We start from the raw sequence: 19367 nt of genomic DNA, 5'->3' as shown, positions 1-19367 counted from the left end.
AATAGAGTGTAGCCATAAGGGTTGTAGATAAGATAATCGTTGTTTGAACTCAGATACAACTAATGTCTAATATTTAATAGTGCACTGCTGAGTAATCCTTGATGAAAAGCCTAAGGCAAGTAATATAAATTGGAGACTAATATGTCACAAAGTATCTATCCAGTTCCTGCGCATATTAAAAACGCAGCGTTCGTCGATAATGAAAAATATAATACGATGTATAAACAGTCTATTGAGGACCCTGAAGGTTTTTGGGCTGAGCACGGTAAGCGTCTTGACTGGTTTACTCCATATTCAAAAGTAAAAAACACTTCATTTGACAAAGGCCATATCAATATTAAATGGTATGAAGATGGCTACCTTAATGCCTCTTATAACTGTATTGATCGTCACTTAAAAACAAAAGCGGATAAAGTAGCATTAATTTGGGAAGGTGATGATCCTTCACAAAGCGAAAATATCACCTACCAACAGCTACATGATGAAGTGGCAAAGTTTGCCAATGGTTTAAAAAAATTAGGTGTTAAAAAAGGTGACCGTGTAGCCATTTATATGCCAATGAGCCCGCAAGCTATATACGCAATGCAAGCTTGTGCCCGTATAGGCGCAATTCATTCAGTTATTTTTGGTGGTTTTTCACCGTCAGCTATTGCGGATCGTATTAACGACTCGGGCGCTAAAGTGGTGATCACGTCAGATGAAGGCCGACGTGCAGGTAACTGTGTGCCGCTCAAAGCCAATGTAGATGAAGCCGTATTACAAGATTCAGTCACCACTGTTGAACATGTAGTGGTACATAAACTAACATCAGGCGATGTTGATTGGCACGACCATGATATTTGGTGGCATGACTTAGTTGCAGATCAAGCGCCAGAGTGCGAACCTGAACACATGAATGCTGAAGACCCGCTGTTTATTCTGTATACATCGGGTTCTACAGGTCAGCCTAAAGGTGTGGTACATACCACCGGTGGCTATTTAGTCTATTCATCTATGACCCACGAATACATTTTTGATTTAAAAGACGATGATATTTTTTGGTGTAGTGCTGACGTTGGCTGGATCACAGGTCATAGTTATATTGCTTACGGGCCGCTCGTTAATGGGTGTACGCAAGTCGTATTTGAAGGCGTACCGACTTACCCAACAGCAGGTCGTATGGGTGAAGTGGTTGATAAACATAACGTGACAATTTTATACACAGCACCTACTGCCATTCGTGCATTGATGGCCAAAGGCGAAGAGCCGATTGCCAGCTCACATCGCGATAGCTTGCGCATTTTAGGTTCTGTGGGTGAGCCAATCAATCCAGAAGCGTGGACTTGGTACTTTGAGAAAATTGGTAAATCTAACTGCCCAATTGTAGATACGTGGTGGCAAACCGAAACCGGTGGCATCATGATTGCGCCATTACCAGGTGCAATCGATATGAAACCTGGCTCAGCAACTCGCCCATTCTTTGGTATTGCACCGGCATTATTTGATGCTGGAGGTAATACATTAGAGGGCGCTGTTGAAGGAAACCTAGTTATTTTAGATAGCTGGCCTTCACAAGCACGAACTGTGTATGGCGATCACGAGCGCTTTGAACAAACCTACTTTAGCGCTTATCCTGGTGTGTACTTTACTGGTGACGGTTGTCGTCGTGATGAAGACGGTGATTATTGGATCACAGGACGCGTTGATGACGTACTTAATGTATCTGGGCACCGTTTAGGTACTGCGGAAATTGAAAGCGCGTTAGTTGCTCATGAAGCTGTAGCTGAAGCGGCAGTAGTAGGCTACCCGCATGATATTAAAGGCCAGGGTATTTACGTTTACATAACTCCTAACGAGGGTGTAACGGTGAGTGATGAGCTAACAAAAGAGATCCGTAATTGGGTACGTAAAGAACTAAGCCCAATAGCATCACCAGATATGATTCAGTGGTCGCCAGGTTTACCTAAAACACGTTCTGGCAAAATTATGCGTCGTATTTTACGTAAAATCGCGGCAAATGAGCACCAACAGCTTGGTGATACCTCAACACTTGCGGATCCGTCAGTGGTTGATGAGCTAGTAGAAAATCGATTAAATCGTTAATTTCGCGTTAAAAGCTTGATTAGAAGTTGATTCTAAACGTAGTATATCGGCTGTTGTCTGTTGGATAGCAGCCGAATTTTTGGGAGTGAACAATGAGTCAGTTTTTAATAGCGGACGATCATCCGTTATTTCGTGAAGCACTAAAGGGCGCTTTGAGTGTAAAGTTTGCAGGTTTAGAAGTATTTGAATCAGCGGATTTTGATAGTACATTGAAGGTGTTAAGCGAACAAGAAGATCTTGATATATTACTACTAGATTTACACATGCCAGGTAACGGTGACTTATACGGTTTGATCCGTATACGTGAAGATTACCCAAGCTTACCTATTGCGGTGGTTTCGGGTAGTGAAGATGTAAATATTGTTTCGAAAGTTATGGGTTATGGGGCAATGGGGTTTATTCCTAAGTCATCATCATCTGACGATATTGCCAACGCAATTAACCAAATACTCGAAGGCGATACTTGGCTGCCAACCGAACTAAAAACTAAAGTGGCTGAAATAGAAGGCGCAGATAGAGAAATTGCTGCACAAGTGGCATCACTCACTCCACAGCAATACCGCGTATTACAATATTTGCACGAAGGTTTACTGAATAAACAAATTGCGTACGAACTTCACATTTCAGAAGCCACAGTCAAAGCTCACATCACTGCCATATTTAGAAAACTCGGTGTTTATAATCGAACTCAAGCTGTTTTAATTGCTGCAAAACTACAACTAGAACCCATAGAGCAAGCTTAAGCAGACTAAATAAGAGGCGAGAGCCTCTTTTTTGTAACCCCATCACAACAAACCCATCAGTTAATTACCATGGGATAACAAGTCATTCATCTTTATTACATGACCTGCTCAGAAAATAATGCTAGGTTACGGGCATTTTGTAATTAAGAGAGCATGGTATGTCAGACTCAATGGACTCACCACACACATCCCAAGATGAAAATCAGGCCGCAAAGGGCGGTTGGTTTAATCGATTTTTAGCCACGGTAGAATTTTTAGGGAATATGCTTCCCCATCCAATTACCTTATTCGCGCTGTTTTGTATTGCCATTATTTTATTTAGTGGCGTTGCTGATTGGTTTGGACTTAGTGCTATCGATCCTCGCCCTGAGGGCTCTGCTGGGCGCGATCCAGATGGTGTAATTGAAGTAGTTAGCTTACTCAGTGCCGAGGGCTTACAGCGTATTGTAACGGGATTGGTAACTAACTTTACCAGCTTTGCGCCACTGGGTACGGTGCTAGTAGCGCTATTAGGTGTAAGTGTTGCCGAGCATTCAGGATTATTGTCTGCGGCAATGCGTGGCATGGTTATGGGTGCATCTAAACGCTTAGTTACCTTTATGGTGGTATTCGCTGCTATTTTATCAAACACAGCATCTGAGCTGGGTTATGTAGTATTGATCCCCCTAGCGGCAATGATATTTCATAGTTTAGGTCGTCATCCGCTTGCAGGCCTTGCTGCAGCGTTTGCTGGTGTATCGGGTGGCTATAGTGCTAACTTATTACTGGGTACTATCGATCCGTTATTAGCGGGTATTACGACGCCTGCAGCACAAATGATTGACCCAACTTACCAAGTAGGCGCTGAAGCGAACTGGTATTTTATGATGATTTCAGTATTGCTAATTGCTGTTTTAGGTACGCTTGTTACTGAGAAAATTGTTGAGCCACGTTTAGGTAAATATAACCCAGATGAAGCCAGTGAAGATTTAGCTCAAAATAATATTGCCGGTTTAACTGCCAAAGAAAAGTCAGGTTTGAAATGGGCTGGAGTTTCATTACTTGTTGTTTCGTTGTTGCTCGCTTGGACGATTGTACCCGCAGACGGTATTTTACGTAACCCTGAAACAGGTCTAGTTGCTCACTCGCCGTTTTTAAAAGGGATTGTTGTTTTTATTTTTGTTACCTTTGGTATTCCAGGTTTTGTGTATGGTCGAGTGGTTGGCACCATGAAAAATGATAAAGACGTGATCAATGCCATGAGCAAAAGTATGAGCTCTATGGGCATGTACATTGTATTAGTGTTTTTTGCTGCGCAGTTTGTGGCATTTTTTAAATGGACTAACTTAGGCACAATTTTAGCGATTAACGGTGCCGCGTTACTACAAGCTCTTAGCTTAACTGGGCCGGAAGTATTTGTACTGTTTATTTTGATGTGTGCTTTAGTGAACTTAACGCTAGGCTCATCGTCAGCGCAGTGGGCAGTAACAGCCCCTATTTTTGTTCCTATGCTGATGTTAATTGGTTATGCACCAGAAACAATTCAAGCGGCTTATCGTATTGGTGATTCAGTAACTAACTTAATTACCCCGATGATGAGTTACTTTGGTTTAATCCTTGCGGTTGCCACTAAATACAAAAAAGACATGGGAATAGGTACTTTGGTAGCCACTATGTTGCCATACAGCTTAATCTTCTTTGTTGGCTGGGTGGTACTGTTTTACTTATGGGTATTTGTTTTAGGTATGCCAGTAGGCCCTGGAGCACCAACGTATTACACACCCTAGTTAAGTAAGGTTTATTATTTACTTATAAAAATGCCAGCTTATTAGCTGGCATTTTTAATAGCTATATAAAGCTAATTATGAAAATACGACGGTTTTATTGCCATTAATAAACAGCTAGAGTATTACCAAATTGGTTTAATAACATGCCGCCTAAACAAAGGCTTCTTTTGGAGCTAATAATACAACTTTGGTTTTTTCTTCGCCGTGCAGTGCCTCTTTGACGTTAGCAGGAAACCCTTCGCAAAGTTATGATAAAAATCGCTGCGAGATTAGCCTGTGAGTCTGCTCTCATAAAAAGCGTTGTGCATCTTTATCAACAAGGCCTAATAATATCTAAATTATGCTGATTACAGAGTTTGGTAATTTTGGCTAAGCCTATATCGTCTGCGTATTAATTGGTTAGTGTATTACTTATTTTCCTCATCCCCTCCCTGTCTTTGATGCGCTTGCAGGGGGGAATTACATTTACATCAATGTGTAGAGAGGGGGATTTAGTGTGGAAAGATGCCACCTAGTAATAAGGTGGCATATAGATAAGCTAGGTTTTTGGCTCAGACGCTAAATCGTCTTCCTGACGCAAAAAACCAGCGGCTTCCTCATCATCTTTGGTTAAAGCTGGCTGCATAGGCATAGCCCGTGTTTGCTGGTTTAACTGGTGCAGTTGAGATGCATTGCCTAAATCGCGTTCGCTAGTGATAGAGGCAATTGATTCTCGGTCTTTCAAAAATGCAATTACATCTTTTTTGATTGCTTGTAATTGACCTTCATCTTTATGCATTTCCATAATATGTCGAGGATGCTCGAGGTTTTTCATGCCTGTAGCTGCAAAGGTTGTAGAAACAATGCGCGAAACAATCACCCAAGGCGTTATGCTGCTACGTACCAAGGTATTTTCCGAGCGTGTGCTATCATGAATACCGGTGCCCGTTGATATTTTTGACTCAGTAAATGTACCCTCGCACTTGAAGTACACGAGTAAAGATTCAAATTGCATTTCAGCAAAAAATAAATGGGCACTATTGCTCAGCAGCTGAGCAAATGCTTTAACTAATATGCCGATAAGCAATAAATGAACACTTGCCATTAACAGCTCACTAAACTCAATAATATTTTTATTATTAAAGGCTTGTTCAATACTATTTATATTAGCAGCGTCAATATAGTGGTAAATATTAATAAAAGAGTAAGCAAGCAACACAGTAAAGGTAAGCGCTACAATGTAGAGTAAGTTACCACTAATTAACGCAACTAAACGAGAAAGGTTAAAGTGCTTACCTAAATCCATTGTGTGTAGTTTAGGCTGAATTTCTTGAATCATTTCGCCTTTAAACCCGCCTTTTCCTTCAATTTGCTCTTGTAGTTTAGGATCTAGCTCACGATAAACCCTATTAGGTACTTCTTTATAACGGCGATTAGCCATTACTAAGTTATCAAGATTTATAAAAATTTCATCTGGATGAACAGACTCTTGCCAATTTTCACGTAGTTCTGATACTTCAGCGCTTGGTGTCACTTCGTTTAAACGCGCTTTAATCATCACAAAAACAAGTGCACAACTAAATGCAGCTAAAATAATAATGGCAGTTAAATAGAGGCCCGCGTTAAGGTTGGGTAATTGCTCAAGCCAATTGTCTATTTGTTGTTTGCTTATGCGCTGTTCCTGCATTATCCACGACATAGACAGGCCTATAGCAATGGGCAATATAAAGGATAAAGAAATGATTTTAGCAAGAGCACCAGTACCTAAGGCTTCAATATTTTTCTCTGCATTACGTGAAATAGGTTTGCCAGAAGAGCGCCAAGAAAACAGCACATAAAACATTAATATGGCACTATATATTGGAAAAGCTAGTTCGCCAGCTTCACCGGTAAAACCAGACAGTGACACAAAGGCGACCAATGCGTAAGCGATAAGAGCAACCAGTGTGCTTATCCATGAGCCAAATAAACGTTGGGCAACATTACGTATTGGGTAGGGTAAAAATAATAGTTTTGGTACTAGACTATGTAGCAAACGCGATAAAAAGCCATTCGGTTCTTTAAAAGTACTGTTTTTGCGACCAACAAGCATTTCTTCTAATGTTTGCGCAGTGTAGGCTACCTCGTTTTTTTCTTCTTGTGCAGTTGAGGTTTGTGACTTACTAAAATTAAACGCCAACGATGTCGGGTGGTTTCTACCTACGAAGTACTTAAGCGTTGCATAAATACCACCTGATAAAGTCCGAATTCCTAGGGCGAGTATTAACATGCCAAATATCATTAAGATCCAACCTGCTGTTGCATCTTCTTTTACAGAGCTAGACGCGATAACAAGCAAGCTGATGCCAACAACAGATTCAATAAGCCCTCTTATTGCTTTTACTTTACCTTCCAGTTTGAAAGGGTTTTTTAGTCCAAGATCGATTGATCCGTAATCAAAAGCCATCAAATGCTCCTTATAAATAGTAACCCTAAAAAGGGAATATCAGCATAGCTAAAATAATGCATACATTATTGCTTAATTTCTGATTATATATCAATAATATTGTTCAGCTTAAGGTTACTTGAATATGATAAGTTAAATCTCTTAAAAGTTGTTATTGCTTAAAAGGGAGTATAGTAAATAACCTGGTATTTCAGCTAATCCATAAAGTGAATGGTTTTGCCAAGAGGAAAATTGCATATTTTGGCCGTGGAAGTTGATAGTAAAGGTCGAGTAAAATAATGATATAAATCTAAAAAAAGGCTCTATTTTCGGTTCTATTAGGTTGAATTTACTTGCAATAGAAAACAGCTGATACGTAAATTTACTTTGTTTTAATAAAGTCTCTTAATCAATGTTCAGGTTTAGTTATATTGGATAAACAAATGCCAGCTTGTTAGCTGGCATTTTTAATAGTTATATAAAGCTAATTATGAAAATACGACGGTTTTATTGCCATTAATAAACAGCTTATGCTCTGATGCTAGTTGCAGTGCTTTACAAAACACCGTTTTCTCTACATCTTTACCCATTTTAGCCATCATCTCAGCTGTATTCGCATGGGTCACACTCGATACGTCTTGTAAAATAATCGGGCCTTCGTCTAGCTCATTATTAACAAAGTGAGCCGTGGCACCAATAATTTTCACACCACGTTCAAATGCTTGGTGATACGGTTTTGCACCAATAAAAGCAGGTAAAAATGAGTGATGAATATTAATGATTTTATCCTCAAAACGACCCACAAATTCAGGGCTTAAAATACGCATGTATTTAGCTAGGCCAATAATGTCAGGATTATAGCTGGCAATTAAGTCACCGACTTTTTCGTCGTGCTCACTGCGCGTAAGTCCTTCATGAGAAACCACATGAAAAGGAATATTAAACCCTTTCACTAGAGGCTCTAGAGTAGGGTAGTTAGCGATAACGGCGAGTATCTCTATGTTTAGAGCTTGTTCAAATTGCTTTAATAACATGCCGCCCAAGCAATGAGCTTCTTTTGTGGCTAATAGTACCACTTTGGTTTTTTCTTCACCGTGCAGTGCCACTTTTGCTCCAGCTGGTAATACGTCGCGAAGTTGTGACAAAAACTCAGCATGTGGTTCGCCTGTAAGCTCTGTGCGCATAAAAAAGCGTTGTGCATCTTTATCAACAAATTCGTTGTTACGAATAATATTTAAATTATGCTGATTACACAGTCCGGTAATTTTGGCGATTAAGCCTATATCGTCTGCGCATTGGGTGGTTAGTATATAACTCATTTTCCTCATTCTTACCCAGTGGTTAGTTGCTTCATTATTTGTGTTTTAACTCAGAAAGCAAGACCTTTGTGTGATGGCCAATGTTTAATTTTAATTTACGCTAAGATAGCGTTAGTAAGGTTAATTTAGCTTTGAGTAAGTTTAACAAATTGTGTTCTAGTAGGGATTTAAAACAAGGAACTAAATCAGTTGTTTATTACTATATTTATACTATTGCCTAGTTAAAAAGTTGTTTCTAGTGTGCTTTACTAGCATACGAGTATATTAAATTGCGAATTAACTCTGTTTGTGCTTAATTTGTATACAAGTGTGGCGCTGTTGTCAGTAATATAAACAATGGAAACTTAGCTGCTAAGCGGCTGCAAAATAAAAAGCTTAATGGCTTATAATGTTAATTGGAGAAATAATGGGTAATTTAAGCTTAAAAAACAAATTGCTATTGTTGGCTGTTTTACCATTGATAGTATTACTAATCAGTTTTATGGCGGGCTCTTATTATTTAGAGAAGCAGAATCAACAGCAAAACTTTAATGAGTTCAAAACTAAATTAATTGCTGATAAACAGACTCTATTAAAAACAGAAATAGAAATTGGTTCTCAAATAGTGCAATACCAATTAGCACAAGGTAATGAACAAGACGCAAAAAATGCGTTGCGAGATTTAACTTTTGGCGAAGATGGTTACTACTTTATTTATGATACCGATGGTATTAGTGTTTTTCATGCATTACTGGGTGATGCAATAGAAGGTCAAAATAAAATAGGGATGACCGACCCAAACGGTAAAAAAATAGTGGTTGGCCTACTTGAACAAGCGCGTAAGGGCGGTGGCTCGTTTACTTATCATTTTCAAAAGCCCAATACCACAGGCTTAGTCGAAAAAATTGGCTATGCTGCCATGATCCCAGGTACTAATTGGATGATTGGAACTGGCACTTATATGGATGATATTGAAGCTGAGCTGGTAAAGTATCAAGCAACTATGGAGCGCCATTTAAGCGAAAAAATGACCACTTTGGTTTTAATATCACTTCTGCTTCTTGGTTTAGCAGCAGCCGGTGCGTTGTATGCTTCTAACAATATGCTAAAACCGATCAAACGTATGGTGCAAAGCTTAGATGATATTGCTAAAGGGGAGGGGGATTTAACCCGACGCTTAGAAATAGATACCCATGATGAAATTGGTCAGTTAGGTGAATCTTTCAATGTATTTGTGAGCAAGCTACACAGTATTATTGCCGGTGTGGTTGATGTAACAAGTGACGTTAAAACAGCCTCCTCAGATATTAATACGCAAACATTATTGATAGAAGACAAGTTATTAAAGCATAACCATGAAACCGATTTAGTGGCAACGGCGATTACCGAAATGTCAGCAACCTCACATGAAGTTGCGCAAAATACCACACAAGTTGCGGTATCAACGCAGGCGGCAACAAAAGAAGTGGCTAATGCGCAAGATTGTGTGGATGTTTCATTGAGTGAAGTTTCAAACTTAATGGGCGAAATTAACCAAGCCGCAGAGCAGGTTAACTCGTTAAGTGAACAATCTAAAAAGATTAATAGCGTATTGAGTGTCATTGGGGGGATTGCTGAGCAAACTAACTTACTGGCATTAAATGCGGCAATTGAAGCGGCACGCGCAGGTGAGCAAGGTCGTGGGTTTGCGGTGGTGGCTGATGAAGTTAGAAGCTTAGCGAGCAGAACTCAAGATAGCACATTAGAAATTAACGAAATGCTTAGCGAATTACATAACTTAGTTACTGCGGCTGTAGGAGCCATGCAAGCGAGTCAACAAAGCTGTAACCGCTCTGTAGAGTCTTCACGCGCTATATCTGAAAGTTTAGGTGCGGTTACTACATCGGTAACAACAATTAACGATATGAGTACACAAATTGCCACCGCAGCTACTGAGCAAAGTAGCGTTACAGAAGAGATAAACCGTAACGTTTATGCAATTCAAGAAATTGTGAATGAATTAACGCAATCGAGTAAAACGACCTCTTCGGTAAGTCAGCACTTAGCGGAACGAGGTCAAAACTTAGGTGATTTAGTCGGTCAGTTTAAAATATAAATAATATTTAGCTATTAATTGCTTTTAGAAGCCGTGATTTATTTAGTTACGGCTTTTTTTTGCTTTATTTTTAGCTAAAGCGCAATAGTTTATAGCCTGCTACATCTATAAATATTTAACAGCACAGCGATTTTTTAATATTTTTATTAGCGACTAATGTACACTATAAGGGTCTGTTGACCTTTTGGATTGAAACGTGTTCAACCTCGAAAGACAAACAGATCCTAGCTAATCTCATTAATAAGTACTTACTTATTACAGTAAATTTATAGTGAAACGACTATTTTAGGGTTTTTAAATGATAGAGTATCCGGTTGATCAGTTACCACAACTCATAAATGACTTATTGCAGTGTGATACCACTGAGCGCAAAAATAAATTACTAATAGATGCTCAGCAAACTTTATCAACTGAGCACTTATCTTTATTGTTTGAGGCGATCCCTAAAGAGCAGCGTCTCGAAATTTGGCATTTATTAGATGAAGACACGCAGCACGAAATCTTTGTTAATTTAAGTGAAGATAGCTGTTTATGGTTACTACAAACACTAGATGACAGTGCCGGATTTAAATTATTAGACGAAGTAAATGTTGAAGAGCTACTTGAGTTAGAAGAAGTTATTCCACAACGTTTTATTGATTACGCTAAAAAACAACTCGATGAAGCACAAACTAAGCAATACGAACTGGCTCAGCAATATACGCCAGAGCAATTAGGTCACTGGATTGGGTTTGATTTTTTAAAGGTGTCAGACAAACTCACTGCGGGTGGCGCTAAAAAGCTGCTAAACAAAGGCTTACCGCAATACAGCGAAGTTATTTATTTGGTGAGCCGTAAAGGTAGCTTAATCGGTGAAGTTGCGGTTAATGATCTGATAAAAGCGCATGATAACGAGAGTTTAATGACGCTAGCTAATCATGACTTTACCTCATTGCACGCAGACCATGATTTATATGAAGCCGCTGAAGTAGTTATTCATAGCGAGAAAATGGCCATGCCCGTGGTTAATGCCGATAACAAATTAATAGGGCGTTTAACCATTGCATCAGCTTATGAGTTACGTCAAGAAATAGCCGACGAAGCGGCAGCAAAGGCCGGTGGTTTACGAGAAGACGAAGACTTATTTGCCAGTGTTCGTAAAAGTGCTAAAAACCGTGGTATTTGGTTAGGTATAAACTTAGCAACAGCATTTTTAGCCTCGTGGTTTATCGGTTTGTTTGGCGCAACTATAGAGCAAGTGGTGGCACTTGCGGTATTAATGCCTGTAGTGGCATCAATGGGCGGTATTGCCGGTAGTCAAACCTTAACGGTTATTGTACGAGGACTGGCTCTGGGTCAGGTTACTGACTCAAACCGAAACGCATTACTTAAAAAAGAGCTGCGAGTAGGGGCGGTAAATGGCTTGGTGTGGGCTTTAGTAATTGGTTTGCTAACCTTTGTATGGTTTAACGATATTATGCTTAGTATAACCATTACCGTGGCAATACTGCTGAATTTAGTGGCTGCATCGTTGGCGGGCGTAGTGATCCCGTCTATTTTAGATAAAATGAAAATTGACCCTGCGTTGTCGGGTTCAGTGATTTTAACCACAGTCACTGATATTATCGGCTTTGTAACCTTTTTAGGGTTAGGTAGTTTGTTATTACTCTAATTTTTAAGCTAAACGCCAGTTCCATGGAGTGGCGTTTAGTAATATATAAAATAATAGCATTACAAGCCCGTTAGAATGTTTTAAACAACAGTACTTGTTTTATTTCTACCTTCGGTTTTTGCGCGGTACAAGGCTGTGTCTGCGGCGCACAACAGCGCCTCGTAGGTGCGATATTGACTATTATGCTCACAGGCAATCCCTTGGCTCACACTAACTTTAACCTCTGGTGGTAGGCCTATATCTGTAAATGTCATCGCATTAATTTGTTGTTGTACATGCTTGGCAACAATCGTAGCACTTTTTATATCGCAACGCGGTAAAATAATAGCAAACTCCTCACCGCCATATCTCGCAGCCAAACACTCTCTTGACGGAATACAATGCAAAAGCATTTTTGCAATTTTTTGTAAGCATTTATCACCTTTAATATGCCCATAGGTGTCGTTGAATTTTTTAAAGTGATCTACATCAATCAATATGCTGGTTAGAGGTTGTTTGCTTTGAATACTTTCTTGCCAGTCGCCTAAATAAAAAGGTGATTGATGCATAAGGACTCGTTATTATTTTATTTGTAAGCACGCTTAATTAATTTAATATGATTTTAAATCATATTAAGGTTTTTATTTATTTTAGGTCGCTTTTATTAAGCGTAACAATGCGTTGTGGAAACGGAATTTCAATATTGGCATCGTTAATCGCTTTATACACACCGCCATTTATAGCGAGTTTAGTTTCAATAATTTTAGTGGTGGGCACCCAATAACGATAACTAATGGTGACGCCGCTATCAGCAAAACGTTCTATACCAATTTGTGCATTAGGGTGTTTAGCTACGAGTTCGTGATTAACTAATACGTTTTCAATAAGGCTTATCGCAGTATCACTACAGGCACTGTAGGCTATGTCTATTTCACCTTTTACCAATGAATAATTAAATGAGTTATGCAGAATTTCGCCAACAATATGCTTGTTAGGAATGGTTATTTCTACTTTTTCTTCATTAATTAATATGGTGTGCCCCAGCTCAATTACTTTTACTTGGCCACTAACGCCTTTTACTTCTATGGTATCGCCAACCACAAATGGCCGCGTAGCAATAATAGCAAGCCCCGCGCCATAATTAGAAAGCATACCTTGTAACGCTAAGCCTGCGCCTAATGAGGCGGCACCTATTGCAGCTACAAATGGGGTTACACTAATGCCAATTTTACCAAGCGCAATAATGATCACCATAATGATCAGCAGTACTTTTACAACATTACTGACAAAATTAGTCAGGGTGATATCAATGTTATGGCGGGTCATTAAGTTTGCGACAACTTCGGCGAGCTTTTTAGCGACCCACAGGCCAACGAGTAGAATAAAAATAGCGCCCACTATTTGCATACTGTAGGTAACTAAATACTCGGTAAGTAGGGCGTAGTACTTTTCAAATTGCTGAATTTCGGAACTGATCATGTTGGGCTCTATTTTTAGCGATACTGTTATCCGCTTACTATAACAAAGTATTAACTAAAATTGGATATAATAGTGGTACTATCACTGCGGTTAATAATGCACTGAGTGCCATAGCCACTGATGAAAATGCGCCTATTTTTGGGTGTTCGGCAATAGCTGCCGCCGTACCAATTGCATGGCACGCGGTACCGATTGCAATTCCTTGTGCCTCAAAGTTATAAATCTTAACTAATTTGAGCAATATAAAGCCAAACAAAGCCCCCAATAAACCAATAAAAATAACCATGGCAGCGGCAAGTGAGCTAATTCCTCCTAATGAGTCAGTAACCAGCAGTGTGATAGGGGTTGTTACACTGAGTGCCGCAACAGAGGCGCTCAATTGTGAGGGCACAGCAAATAAAATACTTAATACAAAAGCCACTAGTGTGGCGTTAACAATACCTATACTGCAAGTAGCGACAATTAATAGTAAGTTTTTACGTACGTGCATAAATTGCTGATAAAGCGGCAAGGCTAAAGCAACAATGGCCGGCTCTAATAGCCAACTTAGTAACTGACTATGTGAGGCAAATTGTGAATAGGGTAATTTAAGGTTGACTAACAGTAGGGCAATAATGCCAATGCTTAAAAAAACAGGGTTGGTTAATGACTTTAAAATACTCTGGTTTATCTTAAGATTAACCGCTCTTAGCGCAATAAAGAGAATAATAATAAATGGCACGGTTAACCACCATAGGCTGGGGGTTATGCTGGTGGTTAAGTTAGTCATTATTAGCTCTACCTTTAAAATAGCCCACTAGGCTTGCCACTAAAATTAAACTACTGAGTGGGACTAATAAGATGACCGCAGTTAAGAAAGGCCAATGTGATTTAATTAGCCCTAAATGTTCTATAAAACCGACGCCTGCAGGAATAAAGAAAATAGGCATTACATTCAAAATAGGTGATGCACAGGGGGCGAGTTGATGTTCTTTAACTATGCCTAATAACAGTAACGTTAGCAGCAAAACCATGGCGAGTAGAGGAGCAGGGAAACTCGCATCAAGAAGATGCATAATGAATTTGCTTGTTGCTAAGCACAATAAAATAATTGCGCTACTTAGTAGGTATTTCATTAATTTGGCTCACTAGAATAGAAGAGCCTAACTTTAACAAATAATGCTGTTATATGCATTGTGCCTTAGTATTACCATCAATGTTACCAGCGCTTGGCGTTTGTAAACTCAATATCAGCTTTCCCTTTAGCTTTAGCAATGGCTTTTTTAGTATTAGGGTTGATCAGTAAGCGAATTTGGCTCCATGTTTCTTTAGCGAGTATTTTTCGAACAGGGGCTTTATAGCTTTGTTGAGTTACACGCTTTATTGCAGCTAATGTGTCAGGTGAGCGCGCTAGCAGTGTATCAAGCATCTCTTTAGTGGCTTTATCTGTATCGTCGGTTGTTTTGGTTACTAAACCTAGTTCAAAAGCATGTTGTGCGTTTATTGGATTTGCGTGACTTGCTAACCAAAGCGCTTGGTCGCGTTTTACTAAGCCTGAAAGCATAACATTAGCGCCCATATCTGGGCATAACCCCCAGCGCGCTTCCATAATGGCGAGTTTGGCATCGTGGTGAACAATCCGGTAATCGGCACCCAGTGCTATTTGCAATCCACCCCCAAGGCAATTTCCGTTTATTTTGGCAATAACAGGCACACTCAATGATTGCCAACCGAGGACTACTTTTTGCGCTAAATTTTGATTACCAGGAAGCCATTTAAATAGGAGTTTTATAATATTCATTGGCGAGGCCATAACCGCGTTAATATCAAGCCCTGCACAAAAGTGTTCGCCTTTACCGGTTAATACAACCGCACGAATACTTGCATCTTTTTTAATATTTTTAATCACCTTGTTAAGCTCAATAAACATAGTAAAGCTTAAGGCATTTTGTTTTTCTACTCGATTTAATGTGACGGTGGCAATGCCCTGTTTTTTTTCTAGTTTTATCATATCGCACTCCTCTGACCTGTTACTTGAGCTTATGTTTTTATTCGTGCTAAGTAAAGTGGGTGAAGATGAATAAAAACAAAGTGAATTTTTTAATGCACTTGCGGTCTTTTATCTTTCAAGGCAGATTTAATCTTGAAAGGTCTAGCAGACCCTAATGCTAACCAATCCATTAATATCTATAAGTATTAGGTAAAAGTAAAAAAGTCAGTATTTAACGTCTTTTTTTATCAAAACACTAACAACTTTTGATATTATGGCGCCAACTTAAAAGCTCAGAGGTTAACCACTCATGTCAGGTCCACGTTTATTTACGGTAGAAGAAGCAACCCATCAAGCTTATGATATTTTTTTAGAGCTGGCTCCCAACAACCTGAGTGATAAAGATGTTGAAGAATTTAACCTGCATCGTGAAGAACTTGGCTTTATTGAAGAAGATGAGCCCGATGAACAGTGGCAAGATTTTGTTGCACTAGAAATAGAGCCTGAGCATTTTATTCAAGTATTAGTGGGCCTTGAATTTGATAACGAAGACGTCTTATTTGCGAAAATTTTAATTAGCCGTGATAAAGACGCGCCTTTTTGCCATATTTTATGGAAAGAAAGTGAATAACTTTTTCGGCCCCTTTTCATTATTACCATTTGCAAGAGAATGTATTTTGCGAAAGTACGTTGTATTACTGCTTTTATTATTTAGCTCCTACAGCTGGGCAGTGGATCCCTTTGAAGATTTTCATCAATATGGGGAGCTCTCCGATGAAGAAATTCATGAGCTACACAAAGGCGAAGTACTTTATGGTGATACCGAGTTTGGTTTTATTTTAAGTAAAGGTAATACCAACTCAACCAGTTTTAAACTCAAAGGTAATCTTTACCAAGATTTTGAAAACTGGCGTAATCAATTCAAAATAGATTCCTTATACAAACGTGACGAAAATGAAGAAACGGGCCAGTCGGATGTTACGGCTAATCGCGTGTTTGTTTCTGCGCAGGGTAACTACAAGGTAGGCGTTAAAAATTCGTCTTTCTTTATTTATGGCGATTATGAAGAGGATGAATTTAGCGGTCTTGATTTTAAAAGTACGGTGGCGACCGGCTATGGTGCACGTATTTATCAAGGGGTTAAAAACAAAGTAGATATAGATATTGGCCCTGGTTTATATCGCTCCGTTGCTGATGATGAGTCGACAATAAGCGAAGACGATAAAGACAAAATGGGTTACTTGTTACGTATTGCCATGCAATGGGAGAGGTTGGTATCTAAGCGTACTCGATTTAATCAAGACATTAGTATAGAGCAGTCATTATCTGGGCTTAACTCACGGTTAAAGTCAGAAACGGCCTTAATTAGCCAAGTGGTTGGGGCTGTATCGCTCAAGTTTGCTTATATGTACCGTTATAACTCTAAGCCTGAAGAAGATAAGCTTAAATATGATTCAGAGCTCAGCGCAACGTTAGTATACAGTTTTTAATTTTTTAACTTTTTAATTGAGAGTGTTATGTATCAGCATAAGCAGTATGCGGTATTTATATTTGTAGTATTGGCATGGATAGGTGGGTTTGTTGCACTTGCATGGAATTTAATGGGTGCCGATGTGCCGTTAATGGTATTTGCAGGTATTTTATTGCTGGTGGGTTTTTTATTTCATGGTTTAATCATTAAAGTTGATGAAGCCCATATTAGCTGGGCATTTGGTCCAGGCGTTGCGGGTCAAAAATTAGCACTAGAGGACATAGTTGACGTAAAAGCAGTACAAAACTCTTACCGTCACGGTATTGGTATCCGCATTACGCATGATGGTTGGATTTATTCAGTATCAGGCTTTAGTGCCGTGCAATTAACGCTTAAAGATGGCAGCCAATACCGCTTAGGCACTAATGACCAAGCAGGATTAGTTGCTGCGCTTGAAGATAAAATAACCCCTGGCGAAGCACCTGCAGCAGAGCCTCAAGTTAAATTACGTACGCATAATAATATGCTATAAAAAAAGCGCCTGAGGCGCTTTTTTTATTACTGGATTAGGGTTTAGTGGTCGTGACCACAACCGCCTTCACCATGTACATGGCCATGTTCAAGCTCTTCAGCCGTTGCATCGCGTACTTCTAAAATCTCTACGTCAAAATTGAGCGTAATACCAGCGAGTGGGTTGTTACCATCAACAATCACTTCTTCGTCTTGAATATCGATGATTATGACTGACTGGTCGCCGTCATCGGTAGTTGCACGAAATTGCATGCCCACTTCAATGTCCATGCCTTCAAACATTGATTTTGGCACTGCTTGCATTAGGTGATCATGACGCTCACCGTAACCTTCTTCAGGTTCAACTTTTACACTTAGCGTATCGCCAGCTTGTTTGCCTTGCAGCGCGTTTTCAAGTCCTGAGATCAGGTAACCCGTACCAACGATAAAAATTAATGGCTCACCGCCAAATGAGTTATCAATGGTATTGCCGTCATTATCTAGTACAGAGTAATGCATTTTTACCACTTTATTTGCTGCAACGATCATAGTCATTCCTATTATTCATCTTCAAGAGAGTAAGGTAGAGGCAGAATGTTTAGCTCTACCGAAGGGGTATGTTTTGCACGAAGAACCTGAGCGGTGTCAGTATCGTTTGGCAACACAACTAAGCCAGTTAAAGTGTGTGTTTTTTCATTAAAGCTTTGCGCAATAAGTTTGCCCGCGCGGCGCCAGTTTTCACCTAACTGGGTTTCGATATCGGGTGCATCGAGCAATCCTTCACTTTGCCCTGTAACGATATACATGGCACGTTTATTTTTACCTAAGTATTTCATACGTGCGACGGTTTCTTGGCCGGTGTAGCAACCCTTTTTAAAACTGATGCCATTGATGGCTTGAAGGTTAACCATTTGCGGCACATATTCATCAATTGCATCAACGCTTAACTGAGGCTCACCAGCTAGCAGTGAGGCCTGTTGCCATATAGCGTCGTTGTCGAGGGTAGATACTTCATCAGGTAAGCAAAATTGGCTATCAACCATAAGTAAAACGCGGTTTGGCGCAAGTTTAAGGGCTTTGCCGTTAGCAAAGTCGCATGCTGTGGCATCGTCACTAAAGTGAATATCAAGTTGCGTAAGCAAATCAGTTAGGTCATCACCTAATAAACCAATTAATCGCTCTGGGGCTTTATTAATTTCAACTTTTGCAAATACAGCGTATTTTTTTAACTCAGCCAGTGAGCGTTCTACTTCAGCACTTGATCCGGTTAAATAATAGTTTTGCTGGTAAGAAAATAGCTTAAATACACCCCACAGCTTACCTTTTGCGTTACAGTGACCTGTCCACAAAAAGTTGTTGTTGTTGATTTTATTGAGATCTTGAGTGATTTGTCCGTGTAGGTAAGATAATTTATCTGTGCCTGAGAGGCTAATAACCTGATGTGATAAGGGACATGCATAAACCAGAGACATAAACACCTTCTTTGCAATAACAAATGAAACCACATAATAACGTAGTTAAAGCCGATGGTACAGCCACCAACAAGCGTTGTTTTTTATAATTTAGTGCTGTTAAATTAACGTGCATTTGTTAAACTCGAATTAATTAAATATGAGGTTTAAGATGGTTGAAATACATAGTAAAGCACGTATCCGTTGGGCTTGCCGCCGTGGCATGTTAGAACTAGATGTTTTGTTTATGCCGTTTGTTGAAGAAGCTTATGATTCGTTAGATGCTAAACAGCAGGCGACTTTTCAGCGCTTATTAACACAAGAAGACCCAGATTTATTTGCTTGGTTTATGGGCCATGAAAAATGTAAAGACGTTGAGCTAAACAGTATGGTTGAGCTAATTTTAGACCGAGTTCGTGTATAGGTTTATCGTTACAAATAATAAGACGGACCACAAACAGATTGTGGT

General features: G+C 39.5%; 17 protein-coding genes and 1 pseudogene. 9 read left to right on the top strand and 9 right to left on the bottom strand.

Annotation, left to right across the window (positions count from 1 at the left end; genetic code table 11):
- The first annotated feature begins 141 nt into the window (after positions 1-141).
- The 3 genes from acs (at position 142) to MTN97_RS07385 (ending at position 4591) form a co-directional block, all read left to right on the top strand.
- On the top strand, positions 142-2082 hold the full coding sequence (gene acs, locus MTN97_RS07395; protein ID WP_214552560.1) for an acetate--CoA ligase: 1941 nt from the start codon (positions 142-144) through the stop codon (positions 2080-2082).
- Between the two features lie 92 nt (positions 2083-2174).
- The gene (locus MTN97_RS07390; RefSeq protein ID WP_214552559.1) at positions 2175-2825 is read left to right on the top strand and encodes a response regulator transcription factor; all 651 of its coding nucleotides are present in this window, start codon (positions 2175-2177) and stop codon (positions 2823-2825) included.
- 158 nt (positions 2826-2983) lie between these two features.
- Positions 2984-4591 carry an AbgT family transporter gene (locus MTN97_RS07385; RefSeq protein WP_008111547.1) on the top strand — a complete coding sequence of 536 codons (1608 nt, stop codon included), beginning with the start codon at positions 2984-2986 and terminating at the stop codon, positions 4589-4591.
- 538 nt (positions 4592-5129) lie between these two features.
- Here the strand turns inward: MTN97_RS07385 and MTN97_RS07380 are convergent.
- Entirely contained in the window at positions 5130-7016 is a 1887-nt protein-coding gene (locus MTN97_RS07380) for a hypothetical protein (protein ID WP_069440029.1), read from the bottom strand.
- A gap of 467 nt (positions 7017-7483) precedes the next feature.
- Positions 7484-8314, bottom strand: coding sequence for a formyltetrahydrofolate deformylase (purU, locus tag MTN97_RS07375; RefSeq protein WP_248474053.1), 831 nt, complete (start codon positions 8312-8314; stop codon positions 7484-7486).
- A gap of 406 nt (positions 8315-8720) precedes the next feature.
- Between purU and MTN97_RS07370 the strand changes: the two genes are divergently transcribed.
- Both MTN97_RS07370 and MTN97_RS07365 read left to right on the top strand, forming a co-directional pair.
- On the top strand, positions 8721-10388 hold the full coding sequence (locus tag MTN97_RS07370) for a methyl-accepting chemotaxis protein (protein WP_248474052.1): 1668 nt from the start codon (positions 8721-8723) through the stop codon (positions 10386-10388).
- Positions 10389-10686: 298 nt separating this feature from the next.
- A complete protein-coding gene (locus tag MTN97_RS07365; RefSeq protein ID WP_248474051.1) occupies positions 10687-12039 on the top strand; it encodes a magnesium transporter in 1353 nt (450 codons plus the stop codon).
- An 80-nt stretch (positions 12040-12119) separates the two neighbouring features.
- On the opposite strand, the pseudogene MTN97_RS07360 reads toward MTN97_RS07365, so the two are convergent.
- From MTN97_RS07360 to MTN97_RS07340, 5 genes and pseudogenes are all read right to left on the bottom strand, one after another.
- Positions 12120-12557 (bottom strand): annotated as a pseudogene (locus MTN97_RS07360) (GGDEF domain-containing protein); the annotation flags it as partial.
- Between the two features lie 106 nt (positions 12558-12663).
- Positions 12664-13497 (bottom strand): mechanosensitive ion channel family protein, encoded by an 834-nt coding sequence (locus tag MTN97_RS07355; RefSeq protein ID WP_016899673.1) that lies wholly within the window; start codon positions 13495-13497, stop codon positions 12664-12666.
- Between the two features lie 37 nt (positions 13498-13534).
- Positions 13535-14266, bottom strand: a complete 732-nt coding sequence (locus MTN97_RS07350; protein ID WP_033102807.1) for an LrgB family protein — start codon at positions 14264-14266, stop codon at positions 13535-13537.
- On the bottom strand, positions 14259-14612 hold the full coding sequence (locus MTN97_RS07345) for a CidA/LrgA family protein (RefSeq protein ID WP_013465649.1): 354 nt from the start codon (positions 14610-14612) through the stop codon (positions 14259-14261). Before MTN97_RS07345 ends, MTN97_RS07350 begins: the two co-directional genes overlap by 8 nt.
- Positions 14613-14695: 83 nt before the next feature.
- Complete coding sequence (locus MTN97_RS07340) at positions 14696-15487, bottom strand: crotonase/enoyl-CoA hydratase family protein (RefSeq protein WP_036981617.1); 792 nt, start codon at positions 15485-15487, stop codon at positions 14696-14698.
- Between the two features lie 289 nt (positions 15488-15776).
- Between MTN97_RS07340 and MTN97_RS07335 the strand changes: the two genes are divergently transcribed.
- From MTN97_RS07335 to MTN97_RS07325, 3 genes are read left to right on the top strand one after another with little or no spacing between them, the layout of a single operon-like run.
- Entirely contained in the window at positions 15777-16097 is a 321-nt protein-coding gene (locus MTN97_RS07335) for an HI1450 family dsDNA-mimic protein (protein ID WP_013465646.1), read from the top strand.
- Positions 16098-16143: 46 nt separating this feature from the next.
- Positions 16144-16956 (top strand): DUF481 domain-containing protein, encoded by an 813-nt coding sequence (locus MTN97_RS07330; protein ID WP_013465645.1) that lies wholly within the window; start codon positions 16144-16146, stop codon positions 16954-16956.
- 27 nt (positions 16957-16983) lie between these two features.
- Positions 16984-17469, top strand: a complete 486-nt coding sequence (locus MTN97_RS07325; RefSeq protein ID WP_248474050.1) for a hypothetical protein — start codon at positions 16984-16986, stop codon at positions 17467-17469.
- Between the two features lie 41 nt (positions 17470-17510).
- On the opposite strand, the gene MTN97_RS07320 is transcribed toward MTN97_RS07325, so the two are convergent.
- Both MTN97_RS07320 and MTN97_RS07315 read right to left on the bottom strand, forming a co-directional pair.
- Positions 17511-17996 carry a peptidylprolyl isomerase gene (locus MTN97_RS07320; protein ID WP_214552554.1) on the bottom strand — a complete coding sequence of 162 codons (486 nt, stop codon included), beginning with the start codon at positions 17994-17996 and terminating at the stop codon, positions 17511-17513.
- 11 nt (positions 17997-18007) lie between these two features.
- A complete protein-coding gene (locus MTN97_RS07315) occupies positions 18008-18919 on the bottom strand; it encodes a YgfZ/GcvT domain-containing protein (RefSeq protein ID WP_248474049.1) in 912 nt (303 codons plus the stop codon).
- A 151-nt stretch (positions 18920-19070) separates the two neighbouring features.
- Here MTN97_RS07315 and MTN97_RS07310 point away from each other — a divergent pair, with 151 nt between their 5' ends.
- The gene (locus MTN97_RS07310; RefSeq protein WP_013465640.1) at positions 19071-19322 is read left to right on the top strand and encodes a succinate dehydrogenase assembly factor 2; all 252 of its coding nucleotides are present in this window, start codon (positions 19071-19073) and stop codon (positions 19320-19322) included.
- Positions 19323-19367: the final 45 nt, after the last annotated feature.

Origin of the sequence: Pseudoalteromonas sp. 2CM36K (assembly GCF_023161865.1) — a bacterium.
Lineage (GTDB): Bacteria > Pseudomonadota > Gammaproteobacteria > Enterobacterales > Alteromonadaceae > Pseudoalteromonas > Pseudoalteromonas tetraodonis.
This window is presented reverse-complemented; position numbering and strand designations above follow the sequence as displayed.